The organism is Pseudomonas sp. NPDC096917 (assembly GCF_044762555.1).
Lineage (GTDB): Bacteria > Pseudomonadota > Gammaproteobacteria > Pseudomonadales > Pseudomonadaceae > Aquipseudomonas.
Genome location: NZ_JBIWEO010000012.1, coordinates 86559 through 105988, shown reverse-complemented (window position 1 = coordinate 105988; position 19430 = coordinate 86559). Strand labels below are relative to the sequence as shown.

At 59.7% G+C, this 19430-nt stretch carries 20 protein-coding genes and 1 riboswitch; of the genes, 3 read left to right on the top strand and 17 right to left on the bottom strand.

Translation table 11 applies throughout. The annotated features are described in order from the left end of the window. Positions 1–172 precede the first annotated feature (172 nt). From ACIQYF_RS15775 to cobO, 12 genes are all read right to left on the bottom strand, one after another. A complete protein-coding gene (locus tag ACIQYF_RS15775; RefSeq protein WP_402863658.1) occupies positions 173–1372 on the bottom strand; it encodes an MFS transporter in 1200 nt (399 codons plus the stop codon). Between the two features lie 61 nt (positions 1373–1433). Then, positions 1434–1847 (bottom strand): MarR family winged helix-turn-helix transcriptional regulator, encoded by a 414-nt coding sequence (locus ACIQYF_RS15770; protein WP_402863489.1) that lies wholly within the window; start codon positions 1845–1847, stop codon positions 1434–1436. A gap of 71 nt (positions 1848–1918) precedes the next feature. Then, on the bottom strand, positions 1919–2647 hold the full coding sequence (locus tag ACIQYF_RS15765) for an adenosylcobinamide-GDP ribazoletransferase (protein ID WP_402863486.1): 729 nt from the start codon (positions 2645–2647) through the stop codon (positions 1919–1921). A gap of 2 nt (positions 2648–2649) precedes the next feature. Next, positions 2650–3225 carry an alpha-ribazole phosphatase family protein gene (cobC, locus tag ACIQYF_RS15760; RefSeq protein ID WP_402863483.1) on the bottom strand — a complete coding sequence of 192 codons (576 nt, stop codon included), beginning with the start codon at positions 3223–3225 and terminating at the stop codon, positions 2650–2652. Further along, the gene (gene cobT, locus ACIQYF_RS15755; protein WP_402863481.1) at positions 3222–4277 is read right to left on the bottom strand and encodes a nicotinate-nucleotide--dimethylbenzimidazole phosphoribosyltransferase; all 1056 of its coding nucleotides are present in this window, start codon (positions 4275–4277) and stop codon (positions 3222–3224) included. The genes cobC and cobT overlap by 4 nt, the downstream gene beginning before the upstream one ends. After that, complete coding sequence (gene cobU, locus ACIQYF_RS15750) at positions 4274–4795, bottom strand: bifunctional adenosylcobinamide kinase/adenosylcobinamide-phosphate guanylyltransferase (RefSeq protein WP_402863478.1); 522 nt, start codon at positions 4793–4795, stop codon at positions 4274–4276. The genes cobT and cobU overlap by 4 nt, the downstream gene beginning before the upstream one ends. 114 nt (positions 4796–4909) lie before the next feature. After that, on the bottom strand, positions 4910–6361 hold the full coding sequence (locus tag ACIQYF_RS15745) for a cobyric acid synthase (RefSeq protein ID WP_402863475.1): 1452 nt from the start codon (positions 6359–6361) through the stop codon (positions 4910–4912). Then, entirely contained in the window at positions 6358–7362 is a 1005-nt protein-coding gene (gene cobD / locus ACIQYF_RS15740) for a threonine-phosphate decarboxylase CobD (RefSeq protein ID WP_402863472.1), read from the bottom strand. Before cobD ends, ACIQYF_RS15745 begins: the two co-directional genes overlap by 4 nt. Beyond that, entirely contained in the window at positions 7355–8263 is a 909-nt protein-coding gene (cbiB, locus tag ACIQYF_RS15735) for an adenosylcobinamide-phosphate synthase CbiB (RefSeq protein WP_402863469.1), read from the bottom strand. The genes cobD and cbiB overlap by 8 nt, the downstream gene beginning before the upstream one ends. Beyond that, a complete protein-coding gene (bluB, locus tag ACIQYF_RS15730; protein ID WP_402863466.1) occupies positions 8260–8910 on the bottom strand; it encodes a 5,6-dimethylbenzimidazole synthase in 651 nt (216 codons plus the stop codon). The genes cbiB and bluB overlap by 4 nt, the downstream gene beginning before the upstream one ends. After that, positions 8907–10220, bottom strand: coding sequence for a cobyrinate a,c-diamide synthase (locus tag ACIQYF_RS15725; RefSeq protein ID WP_402863463.1), 1314 nt, complete (start codon positions 10218–10220; stop codon positions 8907–8909). The genes bluB and ACIQYF_RS15725 overlap by 4 nt, the downstream gene beginning before the upstream one ends. Before the next feature lie 10 nt (positions 10221–10230). Next, positions 10231–10842, bottom strand: a complete 612-nt coding sequence (cobO, locus tag ACIQYF_RS15720) for a cob(I)yrinic acid a,c-diamide adenosyltransferase (RefSeq protein ID WP_402863460.1) — start codon at positions 10840–10842, stop codon at positions 10231–10233. A gap of 81 nt (positions 10843–10923) precedes the next feature. Then, positions 10924–11171: riboswitch (cobalamin riboswitch) on the bottom strand. Positions 11172–11299: 128 nt separating this feature from the next. On the opposite strand from cobO, the gene ACIQYF_RS15715 reads away from it, so the two are divergent. Further along, positions 11300–12607, top strand: a complete 1308-nt coding sequence (locus tag ACIQYF_RS15715; protein WP_402863457.1) for a PQQ-dependent sugar dehydrogenase — start codon at positions 11300–11302, stop codon at positions 12605–12607. A gap of 76 nt (positions 12608–12683) precedes the next feature. Here the strand turns inward: ACIQYF_RS15715 and ACIQYF_RS15710 are convergent, their stop codons facing one another. From ACIQYF_RS15710 to ACIQYF_RS15690, 5 genes are all read right to left on the bottom strand, one after another. Then, positions 12684–13220, bottom strand: coding sequence for an NlpC/P60 family protein (locus tag ACIQYF_RS15710; RefSeq protein WP_402863454.1), 537 nt, complete (start codon positions 13218–13220; stop codon positions 12684–12686). 145 nt (positions 13221–13365) lie between these two features. After that, positions 13366–13989, bottom strand: coding sequence for a C40 family peptidase (locus ACIQYF_RS15705; protein ID WP_402863451.1), 624 nt, complete (start codon positions 13987–13989; stop codon positions 13366–13368). 276 nt (positions 13990–14265) lie between these two features. Then, a complete protein-coding gene (gene hda / locus ACIQYF_RS15700) occupies positions 14266–14970 on the bottom strand; it encodes a DnaA regulatory inactivator Hda (protein WP_322238808.1) in 705 nt (234 codons plus the stop codon). 223 nt (positions 14971–15193) lie between these two features. Then, a complete protein-coding gene (locus ACIQYF_RS15695; RefSeq protein WP_402863447.1) occupies positions 15194–16267 on the bottom strand; it encodes an AI-2E family transporter in 1074 nt (357 codons plus the stop codon). A gap of 33 nt (positions 16268–16300) precedes the next feature. Then, positions 16301–17335, bottom strand: coding sequence for a DUF2066 domain-containing protein (locus ACIQYF_RS15690; RefSeq protein ID WP_402863444.1), 1035 nt, complete (start codon positions 17333–17335; stop codon positions 16301–16303). 381 nt (positions 17336–17716) lie between these two features. Between ACIQYF_RS15690 and purM the strand changes: the two genes are divergently transcribed. Both purM and purN read left to right on the top strand, forming a co-directional pair. Continuing rightward, positions 17717–18775 (top strand): phosphoribosylformylglycinamidine cyclo-ligase, encoded by a 1059-nt coding sequence (purM, locus tag ACIQYF_RS15685; protein ID WP_322238802.1) that lies wholly within the window; start codon positions 17717–17719, stop codon positions 18773–18775. Beyond that, positions 18775–19425 carry a phosphoribosylglycinamide formyltransferase gene (gene purN / locus ACIQYF_RS15680; protein WP_402863439.1) on the top strand — a complete coding sequence of 217 codons (651 nt, stop codon included), beginning with the start codon at positions 18775–18777 and terminating at the stop codon, positions 19423–19425. The genes purM and purN overlap by 1 nt, the downstream gene beginning before the upstream one ends. The last annotated feature ends 5 nt before the right edge of the window (positions 19426–19430 follow it).

Sequence of the window (19430 nt, the reverse complement as noted above, 5' to 3'; positions counted from 1 at the left end):
AAGTGTCCTTTAACGAAGGGGCAGGGACAGAACTTACTCGTCCCCGCCCTCCCCTAGCAAGCACCCATGCCTAACTGAAGCAATGCGAGTCCGCCCTGATGCCACCCCCACCACGTCAGCGCCAGCAGCACAAAGCCCGCAGTGGCTGCACCGAGCCAAAGCCACGTTGAATTCACGCCGCACTCCCTTGTGCTTGTAAACGCGCTACCGGGCGCTCACGTATCGGCCAATTCAAGGCTGCTGCCAACAAGCTCAGCAAAATGGAACCTTGCCAAATCAGGTCATAACTGCCGGTTCGATCATAGACCACCCCGCCCAGCCAGCCACCCAGGAAGGCACCCAACTGGTGGAACAGGAAGACGATCCCGCCCAGCATCGATAAGTTGCGCACTCCAAACAGAGTCGCAACCGTACCGTTGGTCAGCGGTACCGTCGACAGCCACAAAAAGCCCATGGCCATGCCGAACAGGTTAGCGCTGAATTGCGTCAGCGGCGCCCACAAAAACAGCACGATCACCACGGCTCGCGCCAGGTACAACGCCGTCAGCAAGCGGGGTTTGGAGATACGCCCGCCCAACCAGCCCGCCGTGTACGTACCAAAGATATTAAACAGGCCAATCAACGCCAAGACGGTGGTACCCACGGTGGCAGGCAGATGCTGGTCAACCAGATAGGCCGGCAAGTGGATGCCGATGAACACCACCTGAAACCCGCACACAAAAAACCCAAACGCCAACAACCAGAACCCCGAGTGACTGCACGCTTCGCGCAGCGCCTCTTTAAGTGTTTGCTCGCCGCCCAGACTTGGCATCGGACGATCCTTGAGCATGCTCACCAACGGCACAATCAATGCCACCATCAGCCCCAGCACCAGCAATGCCGACGACCAGCCGAGCCAGCCGATCAGGCCCAGCGTACCCGGCAACATGGCAAATTGGCCAAAGGAGCCAGCAGCACTGGCGATCCCCATGCCCATGCTGCGCTTTTCCGGGGGCAAGGCACGCCCTACGACACCCAATATGACCGAGAACGAAGTGCCAGACAGACCGATACCGATCAACAAACCAGCACTGAGCGATAACGTCAGTAACGAATCAGACATGCCCATCAGCACCAGGCCTGCGGCGTACAACACGCCACCTATCAGCACGACTTTGGCCGCGCCAAAGCGGTCGGCCAATGCACCGGTAAACGGCTGGGCCAGACCCCAGATCAAGTTCTGCAGGGCAATGGCAAAGGCAAAGACCTCACGCCCCCAGCCAAACTGCGCACTCATTGGCGGCAAAAAAAGGCCGAAGCCATGCCTGACACCCAACGACAGCGCCAAAATCAGCGCACTGCCCACCAACACCCACAGACTCGCCCGCCACACCGATGTCATTATTATTCTCCGCAAGCGGGTATATACCCATTTTTATTCGTACAACGGGTGCTTAATCAGCACCCGCCAGCTCATCCAATAACTGCAAGAGTTGTTCGCGCCGCTCTTCGCCCAAACGCTCGATCAAACGTTGCTGCGCGGCCTCCCAGGCTGGCCAGGCAGCGCTGAAACACTTTTCCCCTTCTGCCGTCATGCACACCAGCCGATTACGCTGGTCCCGGCCCTCAGACAGCTTCACCAGCCCGGCGCTTTCAAGCACCCGCAGGTTACGCCCCAACGTACTGCGATCCAGCCCCATGGCCTCAGCCAGGCTAGAAATGCTGGGCTGATCAAGTCGTTTGAGATTACTCATCAACGAAAACTGGGCAACATTGATTCCGAAGCCATCCAGGGCCCCGTCGTAATGCTTGCTGATGCCCCGCGACGCACGCCGCAGGTTGGTACATAAACACTGGGTTGGTAACATTTTTTATGTATATACCCGCAATAAAAGAGAATCAATATTTAAAACACCCTTCGGCAGCACCCAAGGGGTTATCAAGCAACGATTAGTGCCACCCCTACCAAGACCAGCACTTCAAGCAACTCCAGCAGTGCACCCGCCGTATCACCGGTGGTGCCGCCCAAGCGCTTGATCATCACGCGGCGCAGCCATACAAAGCCTGACGCTGCCAACACCATGACCCAAAACCCGGCCAGCGCGACACTGGCCAACGCACTCACCCCCAACACCCACCAGCCCGCCTTACGCGGTAAATGGTCGGCCAGGGCTTGCCCCAAACCACCCGGCCGTACATAGGGTGTGGTCAGAAACACGGCCAGCAAGGCGCTGCGCCCGATCAGCGGGACGATCAACAAGACAGCGGTGTGCTGCTGCTCGATCAGCGCCAGCAACGCGCAAAACTTGAGCAGCAACACCAGGACCAGCGTGACCACGGCAATCGGACCGCTGCGAGGGTCTTTCATGATGGTCAGGGTGCGCTCGCGATCCCCGAAACCACCCAACCAGGCGTCCGCGCTGTCCGCCAGACCATCCAGATGCAACCCGCCACTGAGCAATACCCAAGCCGTTAGCAGCAGCGCCGCGTGCAACATCAACGGCGTGCCCGTCAGTACGCTGTTCAACGCCCATAACAACAGACCAAACAGCAGCCCAACCAGCGGATAGAACAACAGCGAACGCCCCAGTTCCTGAGGCTGCGGCATGCCAGGCAAGCGAATCGGCAGGCTGCTCAAAAACTGCAAGGCGATCCACAGTGGCAGCATGCTCAGCGCCCCTCGCTCAATACACCATGCGCGTCGACCTGCAACTCGAACAGCGCCCCATTGACCACGTGGATCTGTAGCAACTGTTCACGGGGCAAGCCACGTGCCTGTGCCAGCAGCAACTTCATCACCCCGCCATGACAGACCACCAACACCCGTTCGCCCGGATGCGCTTGCTGCAGGCGATTGACAGCTGACAACACACGCCTCGAGAACTCATGCACCGGTTCGCCATCAGGCGGAGTGAATGCGTAGGGGTCAGACCAAAACAAGCCCAGTGCCTCGGCATCGGTTTCCATCAGCGCGGCTGCGCTTTGCCCTTCCCATGCGCCAAAGTGCAGCTCTTGCAGGTCTTTGTCGAAGGACACGGGCAATCGGAGTTGCTCGCCCAACTCTCGGGCGAATAAGGCACAACGCTGCAAGGGCGAGCTGACGATACGGTCCCACGGGCCTTGCCCCTGAACGGCTGCACGCATTTGCGCCCAGCCCGGCGCAGTCAGCGCATCATCCAGGCTGCCGCGCAGGCCGCCGCCCAATTCGGTTTCACCATGACGCAGCAAGTCCAGGGTGATGCTCATGCCGAACGATCCGCGACAGCGGCTTGGGCAAAAGTTGCCATCTGCCCGTGCAGCTCACAGGCCAGACGCACCAGCGGCACCGCCAGCGCCGCGCCACTGCCTTCGCCCAGGCGCAACCCCAGATCAAGCAACGGCTGGGCCTGCAAACTGTCGAGCACATGGCGATGCCCCTGCTCGGCGCCACGATGGCTGAACACCAGCCACTGGCGGCACTCCGGGTTCAAGCGCACGGCCACCATGGCCGCGACAGTGCAGATAAAGCCGTCGACCAGCGCCACGATTCCGGCTTGCGCGCACGCGACATAGGCACCGGCCAAGGCCGCGATCTCAAACCCGCCCAAACGAAACAGCGTCTGCAACGGGTCGTCGAGGTAACCCTCATGAAACGCCAGCGCCCGCTCAATCACCTGCGCCTTATGGCTGACCCCGGCCGCATCCAGCCCTGTGCCCGGCCCGGTCAGCAAAGAGGCAGAACAGTTCAGCAAGGCACTGGCCACAGCACTGGCCGAGGCGGTGTTGCCGATGCCCATCTCGCCGCCGACAAACAGTTCAGTGCCCTGCTCTTTCGCCCGCGCGATACTCTCGCGACCGGCAGCCAGCGCTTTCAAGCCTTGCGCATCGCTCATGGCCGGGCCCGTGGCGAAGTTCGCCGTGCCCGCACCCAGTTGTAAATGCCGTACACCCGGCAGATTGAGCATCGGCGTCACTGTGCCCAGGTCCACCACATCCAAATGCGCGCCCAACTGGCGGGCCAACACGCTGATTGCCGCACCACCGCTGACAAAGTTGTGCAACATCTGCCCGGTGACCGCCTGCGGATAAGCCGACACACCTTCGGCGACAACGCCGTGATCACCGGCAAAAATTGCAATCCACAACTGATCAGCTCGCGGCTTCACACGCCCTTGCAACCCGGCCAGCTGCACAGCCAGGGTTTCCAGTTGCCCCAGCGAACCGGCAGGTTTGGTCAACTGCTGCTGGCGCTCGGCCGCGGCTGCTTGCATGTCATGGTCAACCGGTTTGCACGGGTGCAGCCACCACGGAGTATTCATAGAGCAGTTCCTTTCAAGGTCAGGGGCAGGCCCGCCACGGTCAGCACCACTCGCTGACAACGCTCGGCCAAGGCTTGATGCAACCAACCGGCTTCATCGACATAGCGGCGAGTCAATTCGCCCAGCGGCACGACACCCATTCCGGTTTCGTTGCTGACAATAATAATCTCGCCCGGCAATTGAGCCAGGCAGTCCAGCAGCGCATCGCGCTCGGTGCTCAAACGCTGCGGGTCTTCAAGCATCAGCAGGTTGGTCAGCCACAACGTCAGGCAATCCACCAACAGGCACGTATCGGCCCGCGCGTTGTCACGCAGGACACGCGCCAGTTCGAGCGGCTCTTCAATCAAGCCCCACTGTTGAGGACGACGTTCACGATGATGGCGCACCCGCTCGCTCATCTCACCGTCCAGCGGTTGGCTGGTCGCAATATAAATGACGGGGCAGCCCGAATCGGCTGCAAGCTTCTCGGCCAAGCGACTTTTACCCGAGCGGGCGCCACCCAAAATCAGTTGCAGCATGTCAATAAACCTCTAAAGGCTGACGCCTCCCCTGTAGGCGCGAGCTTGCCTCGCGATCTTTTATTCTTCAAAACGATCGCAAGGCAAGCTCGCGCCTAAACGGGATTTAACGTTTCAGATCCCGCACAGTTCGCGCAGGTACGCGGTATCAAGGTGTTTCTCGACCATGTCTGCCAGGCGCTCGATGTCGCGCTCGCGCAGGGCGTGGTAGTCCACCTGCTGCACGTCCTGCAAACCGGCCCAGCGCAACAAGGCGCTACAGGCGGCGGGCGACTCGAATAAGCCGTGCAGGTAGGTGCCAAGGATTTGCCCGTCAGCACTTTGCGCACCGTCACAACGGCCATCATCCAGACGCACCACCGCTTGTTCCAGCGCCACGCCCGTGGTGACGCCAGCGTGAATTTCGTAGCCGCTGACCTCGGCGTTCTCCAAGACCAAACGTCCACGCACATTACGCAGTTGTTTCTCGGCCGCCAGTTCGGTGCGCAATGCCAGCAAACCCAAGCCATCGCTGGAGCCCGCCGTGCCTTCTAGCCCCAGCGGATCATCCACCTGCTCGCCGAGCATCTGCAAGCCGCCGCAAATGCCCAGCACTTTGCCGCCGTAGCGCAAATGCCGACGGATCGCCGCGTCCCAACCATTGGCGCGCAAATAGGCCAAATCACTGCGCACGCTTTTTGAGCCTGGCAGGATGATCAAGTCCGCGGGAGGAATAGGCTGACCCGGCCCGACAAACTGCAAGTCCACCTGCGGGTGCAGGCGCAACGGGTCGAAGTCAGTGTGATTGCTGATGCGCGGCAACACCGGCACCACCACTTTGAGCACCTGGTCAGCCTTGTCGGTCTGGCGCTGATCGATGCCGTCTTCGGCTTCAAGGTGCAGGTCCAGCACGTAAGGCAGCACGCCGATCACCGGCTTGCCTGTGCGCTGCTCCAGCCAGTCGAGGCCCGGTTGCAGCAAAGCAATGTCACCGCGAAAGCGATTGATGATGAAACCTTTGACCCGCGCCTGCTCGGTCTCTGACAGCAGTTCAAGCGTGCCAACCAAATGCGCAAACACCCCGCCTCGGTTAATGTCGGCAATCAGCACCACCGGACAATCCACCGCTTCGGCAAAGCCCATGTTGGCAATATCACCGGCGCGTAAATTGATTTCGGCCGGAGAGCCCGCGCCCTCAACCATGACCACCGGGTACGCGGCGCTCAAGCGTTGATGCGAGGCCAGCACTGCCTGCATGGCGATGGCCTTGTAGTCGTGGTAGGCCACTGCATTCATGCTGGTGACCGCGCGACCATGAATAATCACTTGCGCGCCGGTATCGCTATTGGGCTTGAGCAGCACCGGGTTCATGTCGGTGTGCGGCGCCAGCCCGGCAGCCTGCGCCTGAACGGCCTGGGCGCGGCCAATCTCGCCACCTTCAGCCGTCACGGCACTGTTGAGCGCCATGTTCTGCGGCTTGAAAGGCACGACGCGCACACCTTGGCGGGTCAGCCAGCGGCACAAGGCCGTGACCAACGTACTTTTTCCGGCATCGGACGTGGTGCCCTGCACCATCAATGTGCTCATGACACTCCCTTAGTGGACACTTGGGTATAGGCCTGCAACGCCTGTTCCAGCCTCAACCAGTCGGCCTCATCGCCAGGCAGGCCAAACCGTACGCTGCTGTTGCTGGTAAACAGGCGCAGCAAAATCCCGCGCTGCGCCATAAAGTCGTAAAGACGCTCGGCATGCGGCGTGATCAGCCACTGGAACAGGGCGCAACCGCCTTGCGCAAGCAAATCATGCAGGCCCAGCAATCGCTGCAAGCGCCCACTGGCCAGCGCCGTGCGTTCGCGCTGCAGGGCTTGGTTAGCGGTGTCCAGCAGGCACGCCTGCCCCACAATGCGGGTCGGGCCACTGACAGCCCAGGGCCCGACCTGTTCGGCCAACAGCTTGAGCAACCTGAGTTCGGCCAGCACAAAGCCTAAACGCACGCCTGCCAGGCCAAAAAACTTGCCGAATGAACGCAACACAATCAACCCGGTGCGCCAGGTCTCAGCCGCCAGGCTCAAGTCGGGGGTGTTGTCCATGAAGGCTTCGTCCACCACCAGCCAACCACCGCGCTGCGCCAGCCGTGCGTGCCATTCCAGCAAACGCTCGGGGGACAGGTTCAAGCCCGTGGGATTATTGGGGTTCACCACCACCAGCACATCCAGCGTGTCGAGGTAAAAGTCGACTTCCTGATCCATAACTTCGCGCACGATGTGTCCGCTGCGCCGCCAGGCTTCGGCATGTTCGGCGTAACACGGCGACAGCACGCCCACCTTGCCACTGCGGCGCAGCCGCGGCAGTAATTGGATCGCACATTGCGAGCCCGGCACCGGCAAGACATTTTGCGCGCCGTAATACAGGCAGGCCGCTTGCTCCAGCCCGTCATCGGTTTCCGGCAAACGCGCCCAGGCCCGTTCCGGGATAGGAGGAATCGCAAAAGGCCAGGGTGCCAGACCGCTGGACAAGTCCAGCCAGGCCGACTCGGCAATGCCGTAGTGCAAGGCCGCCTGACGTAAACGCCCGCCGTGCTCAAGCATAGAACTCACTCCCCACACACAGGATCAGTAACCACAGCCACACACCGCGTTGTACCAACTGCCAGCCGCGGCCGATTGAGTCAGCGTCGGCCGGCACGCCTTCACCCAGCTGTGGACGTTCGTGCAGCTCACCGTGATAAATCGCCGCACCGCCCAGCTCGACACCCAGCGCACCTGCCCCCGCCGCCATGACCGGCCCGGCATTGGGGCTGTCCCACTGCGGCGCCTGTTCACGCCAGCACTTCATCGCCAAGCGCGTCTTGCCCAGCAAGGCGTAGGTCAACGCCACCAGTCGTGCAGGAATATAGTTAAGTACATCGTCAATGCGCGCGGCGGCCCAGCCAAAACGCTCAAAACGCTCGTTGCGATAGCCCCACATCGCATCCAGGGTGTTGCTTAAACGGTAGAGCACCACGCCCGGCGCGCCAGCCACTGCAAACCAGAACAAGGCGGCGAACACCGCATCACTGCCGTTTTCCAGCACCGACTCTGTGGCCGCGCGCGCCACTTCGGTCGAATCCAGCTCACTGGTTTGCCGACTGACCAAATACCCGACCCGCGTGCGGGCCTCGTCCAGATCATTGGCGCGCAACGCCTCGGCAACCGGCTGCACGTGTTCACCCAGGCTGCGCATGCCCAACGCGCAGTACAGCGCCACAATCTCCACCAGCCAGCCGATATAAGGCAGCCACGACAAAGCGGTGGCCAGAAGGGTCAGAGGCAATACCGCCAGCACCCAGGCGGTCACGCCATGGCTACGCCAGCCCCGCCCACCCGAATTGAAACGCTGCTCGATACGGTCAGCCATGCGGCCAAACGCAACCAGCGGATGCCAGCGTTTAGGCTCGCCGAGCAGCGCATCCAACGCCACCCCGGCAACGCACAACAACGCCACACTCATGGCTTTACTCCCCAAAAATTCTCGTAGACCAACTCACTCAGCGGACGCGCTTGCGCCCACCCCTCCAGCACCAGCATGGGCGCCGGATAAAATGCCTCGACCGGGCCCAGGCACAACACCGCCAGTGGCTTGGCACCTGCGGGCAACCCCAGTAAATCCGCCAGGGCCTGCGGCTCGAACAACGACACCCAGCCCATGCCCAGGCCTTCCACGCGCGCGGCCAGCCACAGGTTTTGAATGGCGCAAGACAACGACGCCATGTCCATTTCCGGCAGCGTACGGCGGCCGAAAATATGCTTTTCGCGGTCATCCATCAACGCCGCCACCAGCACCTCGGCGCAATCGTTGATGCCTTCAACCTTGAGGGTCATGAATTCATCCGACCGCTCACCCAGCGCCTCGGCGGTGCGGACCCGCTCGTCTTCAACGACCGCTTGAATCTTGCCGCGCAGTTCGCGGTCAGTGATGCGGATAAACCGCCACGGCTGCATCAGGCCCACACTCGGCGCCTGATGCGCGGCTTCCAGCACACGTGCCAACAACTCAGGGGCCACGCTGCCCCCGCTGAAATGCCGCATGTCGCGGCGCTCAGCAATGGCCCGGTACACCGCGGCCTTCTCTTCAGGACTAAATGCGTTGTCGCTCATGACACCTTCACGGCGCACGGCGCGAACAACGCAGCCATGGCCTGGGGATTGGACGGAAAGTAAAAGTGCACATAAGACGCTGTCATACGCCCTTCGCGATACACCGCCTCCGCACCACGCCCGCCATTGGGGCTCAGGCCACGTGCGACAGGCTCAAGTTCGGTGCTGGTCAGCGAGTGATGATAGGTGTGTCCGCGCAACAGGCCTTCGGGCATCTCAACGGCCTGCAAAGCCAGAGCCGCCAAGCGTTTTTGCATGGTCGCCTCGCCCTTGAGCAGGCCGACCAACTCGGCGCGCTGACCGTCGACGTCGGTCAAGGCATCCAGCAGATAGAGCATGCCGCCACATTCGGCCAGCAAGGGCTTGCCTGCTTGATGGTGAGCACGGATTGCATCCAGCATCGACGTGTTGCGCGACAGCTCAAGGTGATGCAACTCGGGGTAGCCGCCCGGCAAATACAGACTGTCAGCGCCAGGCAGCTGCGTGTCGCGAATCGGCGAGAAAAACACCAGTTCGGCGCCCATGTCGCGCAACAGCGCCAGGCTCGCGCCATAGGTAAAGGCAAAGGCTTCATCGCGCGCCACAGCAATCCGCACCCCGGCCAGTAACGGCTCAACGGCAACAGGTTGCGGGGCTGCAAACTCCACCGCCGGTGGCAGCGCTACCTCGCAGGTGCTGGCCAGGGCGTTGGCCGCCGCATCGAGGCGCGCATCCAGGTCATTCAATTCGCTGGCTTGCACCAGACCTAAATGCCGGCTTGGCAGCTCAATCCCGGTCTCGCGGGACAATGCGCCGTACCAGCGCAAGCCTTCAGTCAGGCTGCCTTCGAGCAACTGCGCATGACGCACCGTACCGACCCGGTTAGCCAGCACCCCGGCAAACGGCAGGTCCGGCTGATAACGCGCCAGCCCCAAGGCCAACGCGCCGAAGGTCTGGGCCATGGCGGTGCCATCAATCACCCCCAACACCGGCACGCCGAAATGACGCGCCAGATCGGCGCTGGACGGCGTGCCGTCGAACAGCCCCATCACGCCTTCGATCAGAATCAGGTCCGCTTCACCGGCCGCTTCCCACAGCAAGCGACGGCTTTCATCGGCGCCAACCATCCACAAATCCACCTGATACACCGGCGCACCGCTGGCGCGCTCGAGGATCATGGGGTCGAGGAAATCCGGGCCACATTTGAATACCCGTACCTTGCGCCCTTGATTGCGATGCAATCGGGCCAAAGCGGCGGTGACGGTGGTCTTGCCCTGACCGGAAGCCGGCGCGGCGATCAGTACCGCCGGGCAATGACGCGACTCTCTCATGCTTGAACACTCACAATTCAATGCCTTTCTGGGCCTTGATCCCGGCCTGAAATGCATGCTTGATCACACCCATTTCAGTTACGGTATCGGCCAGATCAATCAGCTCAGGTTTAGCGCCACGCCCGGTGACCAGCACATGCTGCATCGGCGGACGGGCTTGCAGGTCGCTCAGCACTTGCTCGAGGTCGAGGTAGCCGTGTTTGAGTGCAATGTTCAGCTCATCCAGCACCACCAGCCCAATGGACGGATCACGCAGCATCTCGCGAGACACTTCCCACGCCGCCTCAGCTGCCACGATGTCACGCTGGCGGTCCTGAGTTTCCCAGGTAAAGCCTTCGCCCATCACGTGATAGCGCACTTGTTCAGGAAAGCGACGGAAAAACATCTCTTCGCCGGTGCTGTTACGGCCCTTGATGAACTGCACCACGCCGCATTGCAGGCCATGGCCCATGGCCCGGGCCAACATGCCAAAAGCCGAACTGCTTTTGCCTTTGCCATTGCCGGTCAACACCAGCAACAGGCCACACTCGTTAGGGGCACTGGCAATGCGCTCGTCCATCACTGCTTTTTTGCGCAACATGCGCGCCAGATGACGCTCGTCGCGTTCGGGGGATTCGTTCATGGCAGCTCTCCGTTGGGGCTGAATTAAGCAAACGGGAGGCGGGAGGATTCATTAAAAAACGACACACCTACGCCCGCCGCGAGGGTGCTGGATGGATCAGGCCGGTCTCCGGGCTCATGAGCGGGGCGTTTTTACACATAAAACGCAGCCTCACCACGCGCCTTCCCGTGCATTAAACACAGTGGCATCGGGCGTGATGTTGACTCATTTACCGTTGCGGGGGCAGCGCCGGGATCAAAGCGGTTGTGTGGTTAAACACGCTTTCACCGGCTTCCCTGTTTCACTCGGCCAACCTTGAGTTGCAGAGCACCTGAAACAAGCCGCGAAGGTTAGAGGGTTGGGGGTGGAGCGTCAATTAAAGGTGCGGGTCCGCTTGCCAAAGGATTACTGCGACCTGAACCTTCGCCAACTACGCTCCTCTATGACTAACACGACAAAAAAACTCATGGAGATCCACATGCTTAAACGCCAGCACGCTGTTGTCATCGTTTTAGCGGCAGGGTTGGCAGCCTGCGGCGAGAGTTCGACGCTGCAAGTCACCGACGGCACCGGCCCCTCACCCAAGCTGCCAGAGCCGAACAAGACGCTGATACCCACCGTTAACATCGCCCCGGCCATTGGCTGGCCAGCGGGCACCAAGCCGGTGGCAGCAGAAGGTTTGCAAGTGCAGGCGTTTGCAGATGGCCTTGACCATCCGCGCTGGCTGTATGTGCTACCCAATGGCGATGTACTGGTCGCCGAGACCAACGCGCCCCCCAAGCCCGATGACAGCAAAGGGATTCGTGGCTGGGTGATGGAAAAAGTCATGGGCCGGGCCGGGGCGGGTGTTCCGAGCGCGAACCGGATCACCCTGCTGCGCGACGCCAATCACGATGGCGTGGCTGAAACCCGTACGGTGTTTATCGACAACCTGAACTCACCATTTGGCATGACCCTGGTGGGCAACGACCTGTATGTAGCGGATGCAGACAAGCTGCTGCGCTTCCCTTATCAAACAGGTGAGAACTCGATCAGCGCGCCACCGACCAAAATTGTCGACCTGCCGGGCGGACCGATAAACCATCACTGGACCAAAAACGTCATCGCCAGCCCCGACGGCAAAAAGCTCTACGTGAGCGTGGGCTCCAACAGCAACGTTGGCGAAAACGGCCTGGACAACGAAGAAGGTCGCGCCGCGATCTGGGAGGTCGACCCCGCGACGGGTAGCCACCGTATTTTTGCCTCAGGGCTGCGCAACCCTAATGGCATGGACTGGGAGCCCAAGACCGGCAAACTGTGGACCGCAGTGAACGAACGCGACGAAATTGGCAGCGATCTGGTGCCCGACTACATCACCTCCGTGAAGGATGGCGGCTTTTACGGCTGGCCCTACAGCTATTACGGGCAACATGTCGATACGCGGGTCAGCCCGCAAAACCTCGATTTGGTCGCCAAAGCAATTGCGCCAGACTACGCAGTGGGCCCGCACACGGCCTCGCTGGGCCTCAGCTTTGCTAAAAACAGCCAGTTGCCGAACTTTACCGACGGGGCGTTCATTGGCCAGCACGGCTCATGGAACCGCAAGCCGCACAGTGGCTACAAGGTGATTTTCGTGCCGTTTACTGACGGTAAACCTGCAGGCATGCCGATTGATGTGCTGACCGGATTCCTCAGCGCAGACGAAAAAGCCATGGGCCGACCGGTTGGGGTTGTGATCGATAAGCAGGGGGACTTGCTGGTGGCCGATGATGTCGGCAACAAGATTTGGCGGGTGTCGGGCAAGTAAGCCCTAAGATCAAAAACGCCCTCACCCCAGCCATCTCCCGAAGGAGAGGCCTGGGGTGAGGAGCTTGTGCTTTAGATTAAGGCAACTGCGCCAAATGCTGCTCGGTCGGCAGGACGCGCTTGGCGTTCAAATAGGCTTTTTGCCAGTAGGCTTTGTTCAGGCTGTCCAGCTTGACCGTGCCGCCCGTGGCGGGCGCATGCACGAAGCGGCCTTCACCCACGTAGATTCCGGCATGGCTAACCTGCGTGCCGCCGCCTGTGGCGAAGAACAGCAAGTCACCCGTTTGCAGTTGATCCTGGCCGACACTCTGCGCCCGCATCACGATCATTTCGCGCGTGGTTCGCGGCAACGAGATACCCGCGACGTCGTTATAGACGTACTTGATCAAGCCACTGCAATCAAAACCCGAGTCCGGAGTATTACCCCCCCAGCGATAAGGCGTGCCGACCAAACTGAAGGCACGGAACAACACATCCGCAGCCATCGGAGACGTTTCATCGGGTTTGGAAAATATCGGCTTTTGGGCGACCACAGGGGCTGGCGCCGGACGGTTGGCGCAAGCACTGAGCAGTGCTGCTAACGTGATAAGTGCAACGCGAGCCATAGTCGACATAAACAGAACGTTCCTGCTTCTGGATACGGCTACTGGGGCCGCGAAACCTGAAGCCGCGACAGGGGGCACCTGCGCGGCTTCAAGAATTTAACATTGCGACTGAATTCTAGACCTTAGAGGCCAAACTTCAAGTAAGACTTTAACTTTACTTGCGGGCCACTACGCTGGTTGGCGCCATCGCCAGCGCGCGCTTGGCTTCAATAAAGGTCTTGTTCCAGTAGCTGTCACCCAGGCTGTCGATCCGCACACCACCGCTGCGGCGGCTGCTGGAGTGGATAAACTGGTCGTCACCCAGGTAAATCCCGGCGTGGCTGACGCGCCCACGGCCATTGGTGCTGAAGAACAGCAAGTCACCTGGTTTAAGGTTGTTTCGTGCGACCAACGGTGCATTTACGTTGATCATTTCACGCGTCGAGCGCGGCAATTGCATGCCCGCCTCTTCTTTGAACAGATAGCCGATGAAGCCACTGCAATCGAAACCGGCTTCAGAGGTGCCGCCAAAACGGTAACGGGTACCGATCAAGGACATACCGCGCTCAAGAATGCTGTCAGCCAAGGCTGGCAGTTCGTAAGGCTTGCTGTTTGCGGCAAATTGAGCCAGTTCTTTTTCAGTCGCCAGTTCTTCCTGATAAAGAGCGGAAGCCTGCGACGAAGATGACTTTTGAACCTGAGTGTCGGTCACTTGCTGGGACACTGGCGTGTGCGCAGCGCAGCCGAACAGCAGGGTAACAAGTGCGAGAGGCACGAGGGGTGCGAAGCGCTTTAGCATGGGCACGACCGTGGCTTGTCAGAAAAGTAGCCGCGACTATGCCTTCTATGATCCTCATTTGCAAATTCAATCGATATAAATGTGACTTAGTCGATTTCACGTGACATCTAAGGTTTTACACCCCTGACAATAGATTTTGCGTAGACACCCCGTCTGACACGCAGGTTTTCTGGCGCCTGAAAGCTGCCAACCCCTGCGCAATCAGCTTGTCTGACGATCTTTTATGCCAAAAAAAATCGCCAGCACGCTCGCGCCGACAGGGAATGTTTTCAGCACTTACCAGCCAAGCGTTTCTTTCAAGAAGGGGATTGTCAGCTTGCGCTGTGCCTGCAAGGAAGCCTGATCGAGGCGCTCGAGCAATTCGAACAACGCACTCATGCTGCGCGTACCGCGAGTGAGGATGAAATGCCCGACTTCATCAGTCAGGTGCAGCCCGCGGCGCGATGCGCGAAGTTGCAAGGCACGCAATTTGTCTTCATCAGACAAGGGGCGCATTTGAAAAACCAGCGCCAGGGTGAGGCGTGATTTGAGGTCGGCCAGTTTGATCGGCAGTTCACGCGGCGAAGCCGACGCGGCGATCAACAGACGGCGCCCGCTGTCACGCAGACGATTGAACAAGTGAAACAGCGCTTCTTCCCAGTCAGCCCGTCCGGCCACCGCCTGAAGGTCATCCAGGCAAACCAGCTCGTACTGTTCAAGATTGTCGAGAATCTCGATGCCGCGATCGAGTAACTCAGCCAACGGCAGATACACCGCTGGCTCGCCCAACTGCTCAAAACGCAGGCAGGCGGCCTGCAACAAGTGCGTGCGTCCTACACCCTGCTTGCCCCACAGATAGATCAGACTTTCAGTCCAGCCGGCGTCGGCTTCGCACAGACGCTCGACATAGCCGAGTGCAGCGGCATTGGCGCCTGGATAGTAATTTATGAAGGTAGCGTCATCACGCAGACGCACACCTAGGGGCAGCTGAATCGGTTTCATGCTGACTGAACAGTTCAAACGAACCGTTAGTGGCCTCTGTGTAAAGTTTGCAAAGTTTATACCCGTGTAGCCGGGCGCACAATGTAACAGACCACGAGCAAAATCAAAGGTTTGCGTTAGCGTCTTGAATTGAATGGTGTTTTTTTGGCAAAACTGGCCAGACAAGAAGCAAAAAGACGAGCCCATGGAAAATGAACTCGCCTCTTATTAGGGTTGGATGGCGCTACAACTCAGGTTCTTCATCCCCTTTGTAAGCCTGCGAATCCTTGTACATATCGTGCATATGGCGCACCAGCACCATAATCACTGCCGCCACCGGCAATGCCAGCAACACGCCGGTAAAGCCAAACAATTCGCCACCCGCCAGAATTGCAAAGATCACGGCCACTGGGTGCAGGCCGATTCGGTCGCCCACCAGCAACGGTGTAAGCACCATCCCCTCCAGCGCCTGACCGACCATAAACACCGCAACAATCCCCAACATCGGGTAGAGGTCGCCGCCGAACTGGAACAGGCCCGCGATCAGCGCCGCACCAATACCGATGATGAAGCCCATGTACGGCACGATGGCTGCCAGACCCGCCATCAAACCAATCAACAGCCCCAACTCCAGCCCGACCAGCATCAAGCCTGCCGAGTAGATAACGCCCAGCGCCAGCATCACCAGCAACTGCCCGCGAACAAAGGCACCGAGTACGTCGTGACACTCTTTGGCCAGCGACACGATTTGCTCTTCGCGATCACGCGGCAGCAGATTACGGATCTTGGCCAGCATGATGTCCCAGTCGCGCAGCAGGTAAAACGCGACCACCGGAATCAGTACCAGATTGGCCAAAAAACCCACCAACGCAAGGCTCGAAGCGGTCGCCTGCGACAACACCACACCGACGATGTCGCCCGCCTGGCCCATGTGCTCGGTAATCGCTGCCTTGATCTTGTCGAAGTTCCAGAAACTATCGCCCAGACCAAACTTGGCTTGCACCCACGGCATGGCCGTGTGCTGCAACCAGTCGAGCACCTGCGGCGCCAGTTGATAGAGTTTCATCAATTGCTTGGCCAAAAGCGGAACCAACACCAACAGCAACGTCACCAGAATGACGGTAAACACAGAGAAGACTGTAATAGTCCCCCAAGTTCTTGAAATGCCGAACCTTTCGAGACGGTCGACGACCGGATCGAACATGTAGGCAAGAACGATGGCTATCAGAAAAGGCGTCAGGATCGGGTGCAAGAAATACACAAACAGCGCTGCCACCAGCGCTCCCCCCCACCACACCCACCGGCGCGAATCCGTCATAAATGCCTGTCCTTATATATAGAAGAGAAAGATCTACCAGCTAAAGCGTAGCTTCGGCCCTGACGCGGCCACTGCACCCGGGGCATGCCCATCAGCCGCCACCGACTGAACCTGATCTGCCGGCACTTCATGCAACTGTGCAAGCCCCAGCTGCGAACGCAATTGTTCGGTGCTGCCGTTGACCTGATAAACAATACGATCGCCGTCCACGCTAATAAGTTGCCCACCAAACGGCTCAAGCAGACGACCCAGCTGGGCATAGCGCTCCAGCGTCATGCCCTGCACCTGAAGCAACTGCTCGGTTGAAACGCCCGGCTTGACCGCATAATGCGCAGCCAGTCGTTCACTGACCTGCAGCAGCACGGCATCCGCCAATGCCGCCTGATCGGCAGCCGATGCGCTGCCTTGCTCTTGCTGATCCCCCACCCACAGGCGCCATTTGGCTTGCCATTGGCCGCCGTCTTCATGGGCATGCACCGCCAACAGCGCATCGGCGCCGTAGCGCTCGGACGCTTCTTTCAACGGCGCCGGGTTAGAGCCTTCAAGGTTTTCAGGCGTGCCGACCAGTTGCTCGCTCAGGTCAGCCAGCGGCAAGCGCAGCGGCAGCCCGCGATGTTGCGCCGCACGACGCAAGGGCTCGGCAGCCGACTGGCCGTCACCGACCAGGCTGGCACCCTCGACCGAATCGTTGAGCCACCAGCCCAGTAGCGCGGGCCGGTTGGTGCCCCACAGCGACAAACCGGCCTGGCGCAAGGCGCGATCGGTGCTCACCGGGTCAAAGTCCACTTGCAGGGCTTCAGGCGGGCCAGCGTCATAGCCGTACTGGCTGATGATTTGCTGCGGGTCTTTGCGGATCGCTTCCAGCGCCGGGCTTTGGATCGCCTTGGCATCGCCCGTAAGGCGCAACACCAAGGTTTCAAGGGCTTTTTGAGTGGCTTGTGCGCGCTCATCCGGCGACTGACTAGCCACCGGCTCACGCACTTGATACAGACCCGTCAGGATTTGGGCATGACTCGCAAGACTAAACAATGACAAACAGCCTACAGCTATAAATTGATGAAAACGCATGAAAGATTCCTGACGGCAAAAGGCAATATTAAAAGGCCGCATAAAAACACTCGATAACGCTTCAGACAGGCTTTAGGCCAAATCATTCACGTCCAGATTGCAGTTTTATGCGGTCATAAACACTCAAAACTGATTGGCTATACCTTATACAGGGCCGCGCAAAGCAACCAGTACGTCTAAAAAAGGTTTTTTTCGACAGATATAACCCTGCCTGTCGGCCCGAGGATGGCCGCTGCCCTTCAAGCCTGATAAAATCGCGCGCCTTCGCAGACCGGCGACAGCCGGGCACCCTGCAAATGCTCTGTTCCATGAAGTGAGCACTTGCAAGCGGGCCCCCTGAGATCGGTCGATACCCCCGAATCCCCCCTAAAGGCCTGGATTATGAGCAAGCAACCCTCCCTGAGCTACAAGGACGCCGGTGTAGACATCGACGCCGGTGAAGCATTGGTCGAACGCATCAAGAGCGTGGCCAAGCGCACTGCGCGCCCGGAAGTGATGGGCGGCCTCGGCGGTTTTGGCGCCCTCTGCGAAATCCCGGCGGGTTACAAGCAGCCTGTTCTGGTTTCCGGTACCGACGGTGTAGGCACCAAGCTGCGTCTGGCACTGAACCTGAACAAGCACGACAGCATCGGCATCGACCTGGTGGCCATGTGCGTTAACGACTTGATCGTGTGCGGCGCAGAGCCTCTGTTCTTCCTCGACTACTACGCCACCGGCAAGCTCAACGTAGAAACCGCGACCCAAGTGGTCACAGGTATCGGCGCTGGCTGCGAATTGTCCGGTTGCTCGCTGGTAGGCGGCGAAACTGCAGAAATGCCAGGCATGTACGAAGGCGAAGACTACGACTTGGCCGGTTTCTGCGTGGGCGTGGTCGAGAAGTCAGAAATCATCGACGGCTCCAAAGTGGCAACCGGTGACGCCCTGCTCGCCCTGCCATCTTCGGGCCCGCACTCCAACGGCTACTCACTGATCCGCAAGATCATCGAAGTGTCGGGTGCCGACATCGAAAACATCCAGCTCGACGGCAAACCACTGACCGACCTGCTGATGGCCCCGACCCGAATCTACGTCAAGCCGTTGCTCAAGCTGATCAAAGAAACCGGCGTTGTCAAAGCCATGGCCCACATCACCGGTGGTGGCCTGCTCGACAACATCCCGCGCGTTCTGCCTAAAGGCGCACAAGCAGTGGTTGACGTGGCTAGCTGGCAGCGCCCGGCCGTCTTCGACTGGCTGCAAGAAAAAGGCAACGTCAACGAAACCGAAATGCACCGCGTGCTGAACTGCGGCGTGGGCATGGTGATCTGCGTGGCTCAGGCCGACGTTGAAACCGCACTGAACGTACTGCGTGAAGCAGGCGAGCAGCCTTGGGTTATCGGCCAGATCGCTGCCGCTGCCGAAGGTGCACCACAGGTTGAGCTGCAAAACCTCAAGGCGCACTAATGCCTGATACCTGTGATGTGGTGGTGCTGCTTTCCGGCACCGGCAGCAACTTGCAGGCCTTGATCGACAGCAATGACGTCAAGGACAGTCCGGCCAACATCCGCGCGGTGATCTCCAACCGCGCAGATGCCTACGGCCTGCAACGCGCTAAAAACGCGGGTATCGACACCCGCGTACTGGATCACAAAGCATTCGAGGGCCGCGAGGCCTTCGATGCGGCACTGATCGAAATCATTGACACCTTCAACCCGCAACTGGTGGTTCTCGCCGGATTCATGCGCATCCTCAGCGCAGGCTTCGTGCGGCACTATCAGGGTCGCCTGCTCAACATCCACCCTTCCCTGCTGCCTAAGTACAAGGGTTTGCACACGCATCAGCGGGCGCTGGAAGCCGGTGACAGCGAGCATGGTTGCAGCGTGCACTTTGTAACCGAGGAACTCGATGGCGGGCCTCTGGTCGTACAGGCAGTGATTGCGGTAGAGTCCAACGACTCGCCGCACAGTCTGGCGCAACGGGTTCACACCCAGGAGCACCTGATTTATCCGCTTGCAGTGCGCTGGTTTGCCGAAGGTCGCTTGTCACTTGACGAGCAAGGCGCATTATTAGACGGTCAATTACTCGCGGCCAGCGGCCACCTGATACGAACCTAGGAGAC

Coding starts and splice junctions, on each gene's coding strand:
- purM (WP_322238802.1), top strand. CDS start 17,717: ATGAGCAAGCAACCCTCCCTGAGCTACAAGGACGCCGGTGTAGACATC.
- cobT (WP_402863481.1), bottom strand. CDS start 4,277: ATGAATACTCCGTGGTGGCTGCACCCGTGCAAACCGGTTGACCATGAC.
- hda (WP_322238808.1), bottom strand. CDS start 14,970: ATGAAACCGATTCAGCTGCCCCTAGGTGTGCGTCTGCGTGATGACGCT.
- bluB (WP_402863466.1), bottom strand. CDS start 8,910: ATGAGCGACAACGCATTTAGTCCTGAAGAGAAGGCCGCGGTGTACCGG.
- cobD (WP_402863472.1), bottom strand. CDS start 7,362: ATGCTTGAGCACGGCGGGCGTTTACGTCAGGCGGCCTTGCACTACGGC.
- ACIQYF_RS15765 (WP_402863486.1), bottom strand. CDS start 2,647: ATGCTGCCACTGTGGATCGCCTTGCAGTTTTTGAGCAGCCTGCCGATT.
- ACIQYF_RS15710 (WP_402863454.1), bottom strand. CDS start 13,220: ATGTCGACTATGGCTCGCGTTGCACTTATCACGTTAGCAGCACTGCTC.
- ACIQYF_RS15745 (WP_402863475.1), bottom strand. CDS start 6,361: ATGAGCACATTGATGGTGCAGGGCACCACGTCCGATGCCGGAAAAAGT.
- purN (WP_402863439.1), top strand. CDS start 18,775: ATGCCTGATACCTGTGATGTGGTGGTGCTGCTTTCCGGCACCGGCAGC.
- cobU (WP_402863478.1), bottom strand. CDS start 4,795: ATGCTGCAACTGATTTTGGGTGGCGCCCGCTCGGGTAAAAGTCGCTTG.
- ACIQYF_RS15715 (WP_402863457.1), top strand. CDS start 11,300: ATGCTTAAACGCCAGCACGCTGTTGTCATCGTTTTAGCGGCAGGGTTG.
- cobO (WP_402863460.1), bottom strand. CDS start 10,842: ATGAACGAATCCCCCGAACGCGACGAGCGTCATCTGGCGCGCATGTTG.
- ACIQYF_RS15695 (WP_402863447.1), bottom strand. CDS start 16,267: ATGACGGATTCGCGCCGGTGGGTGTGGTGGGGGGGAGCGCTGGTGGCA.
- ACIQYF_RS15725 (WP_402863463.1), bottom strand. CDS start 10,220: ATGAGAGAGTCGCGTCATTGCCCGGCGGTACTGATCGCCGCGCCGGCT.
- cbiB (WP_402863469.1), bottom strand. CDS start 8,263: ATGAGTGTGGCGTTGTTGTGCGTTGCCGGGGTGGCGTTGGATGCGCTG.
- ACIQYF_RS15690 (WP_402863444.1), bottom strand. CDS start 17,335: ATGCGTTTTCATCAATTTATAGCTGTAGGCTGTTTGTCATTGTTTAGT.
- ACIQYF_RS15770 (WP_402863489.1), bottom strand. CDS start 1,847: ATGTTACCAACCCAGTGTTTATGTACCAACCTGCGGCGTGCGTCGCGG.
- cobC (WP_402863483.1), bottom strand. CDS start 3,225: ATGAGCATCACCCTGGACTTGCTGCGTCATGGTGAAACCGAATTGGGC.
- ACIQYF_RS15705 (WP_402863451.1), bottom strand. CDS start 13,989: ATGCTAAAGCGCTTCGCACCCCTCGTGCCTCTCGCACTTGTTACCCTG.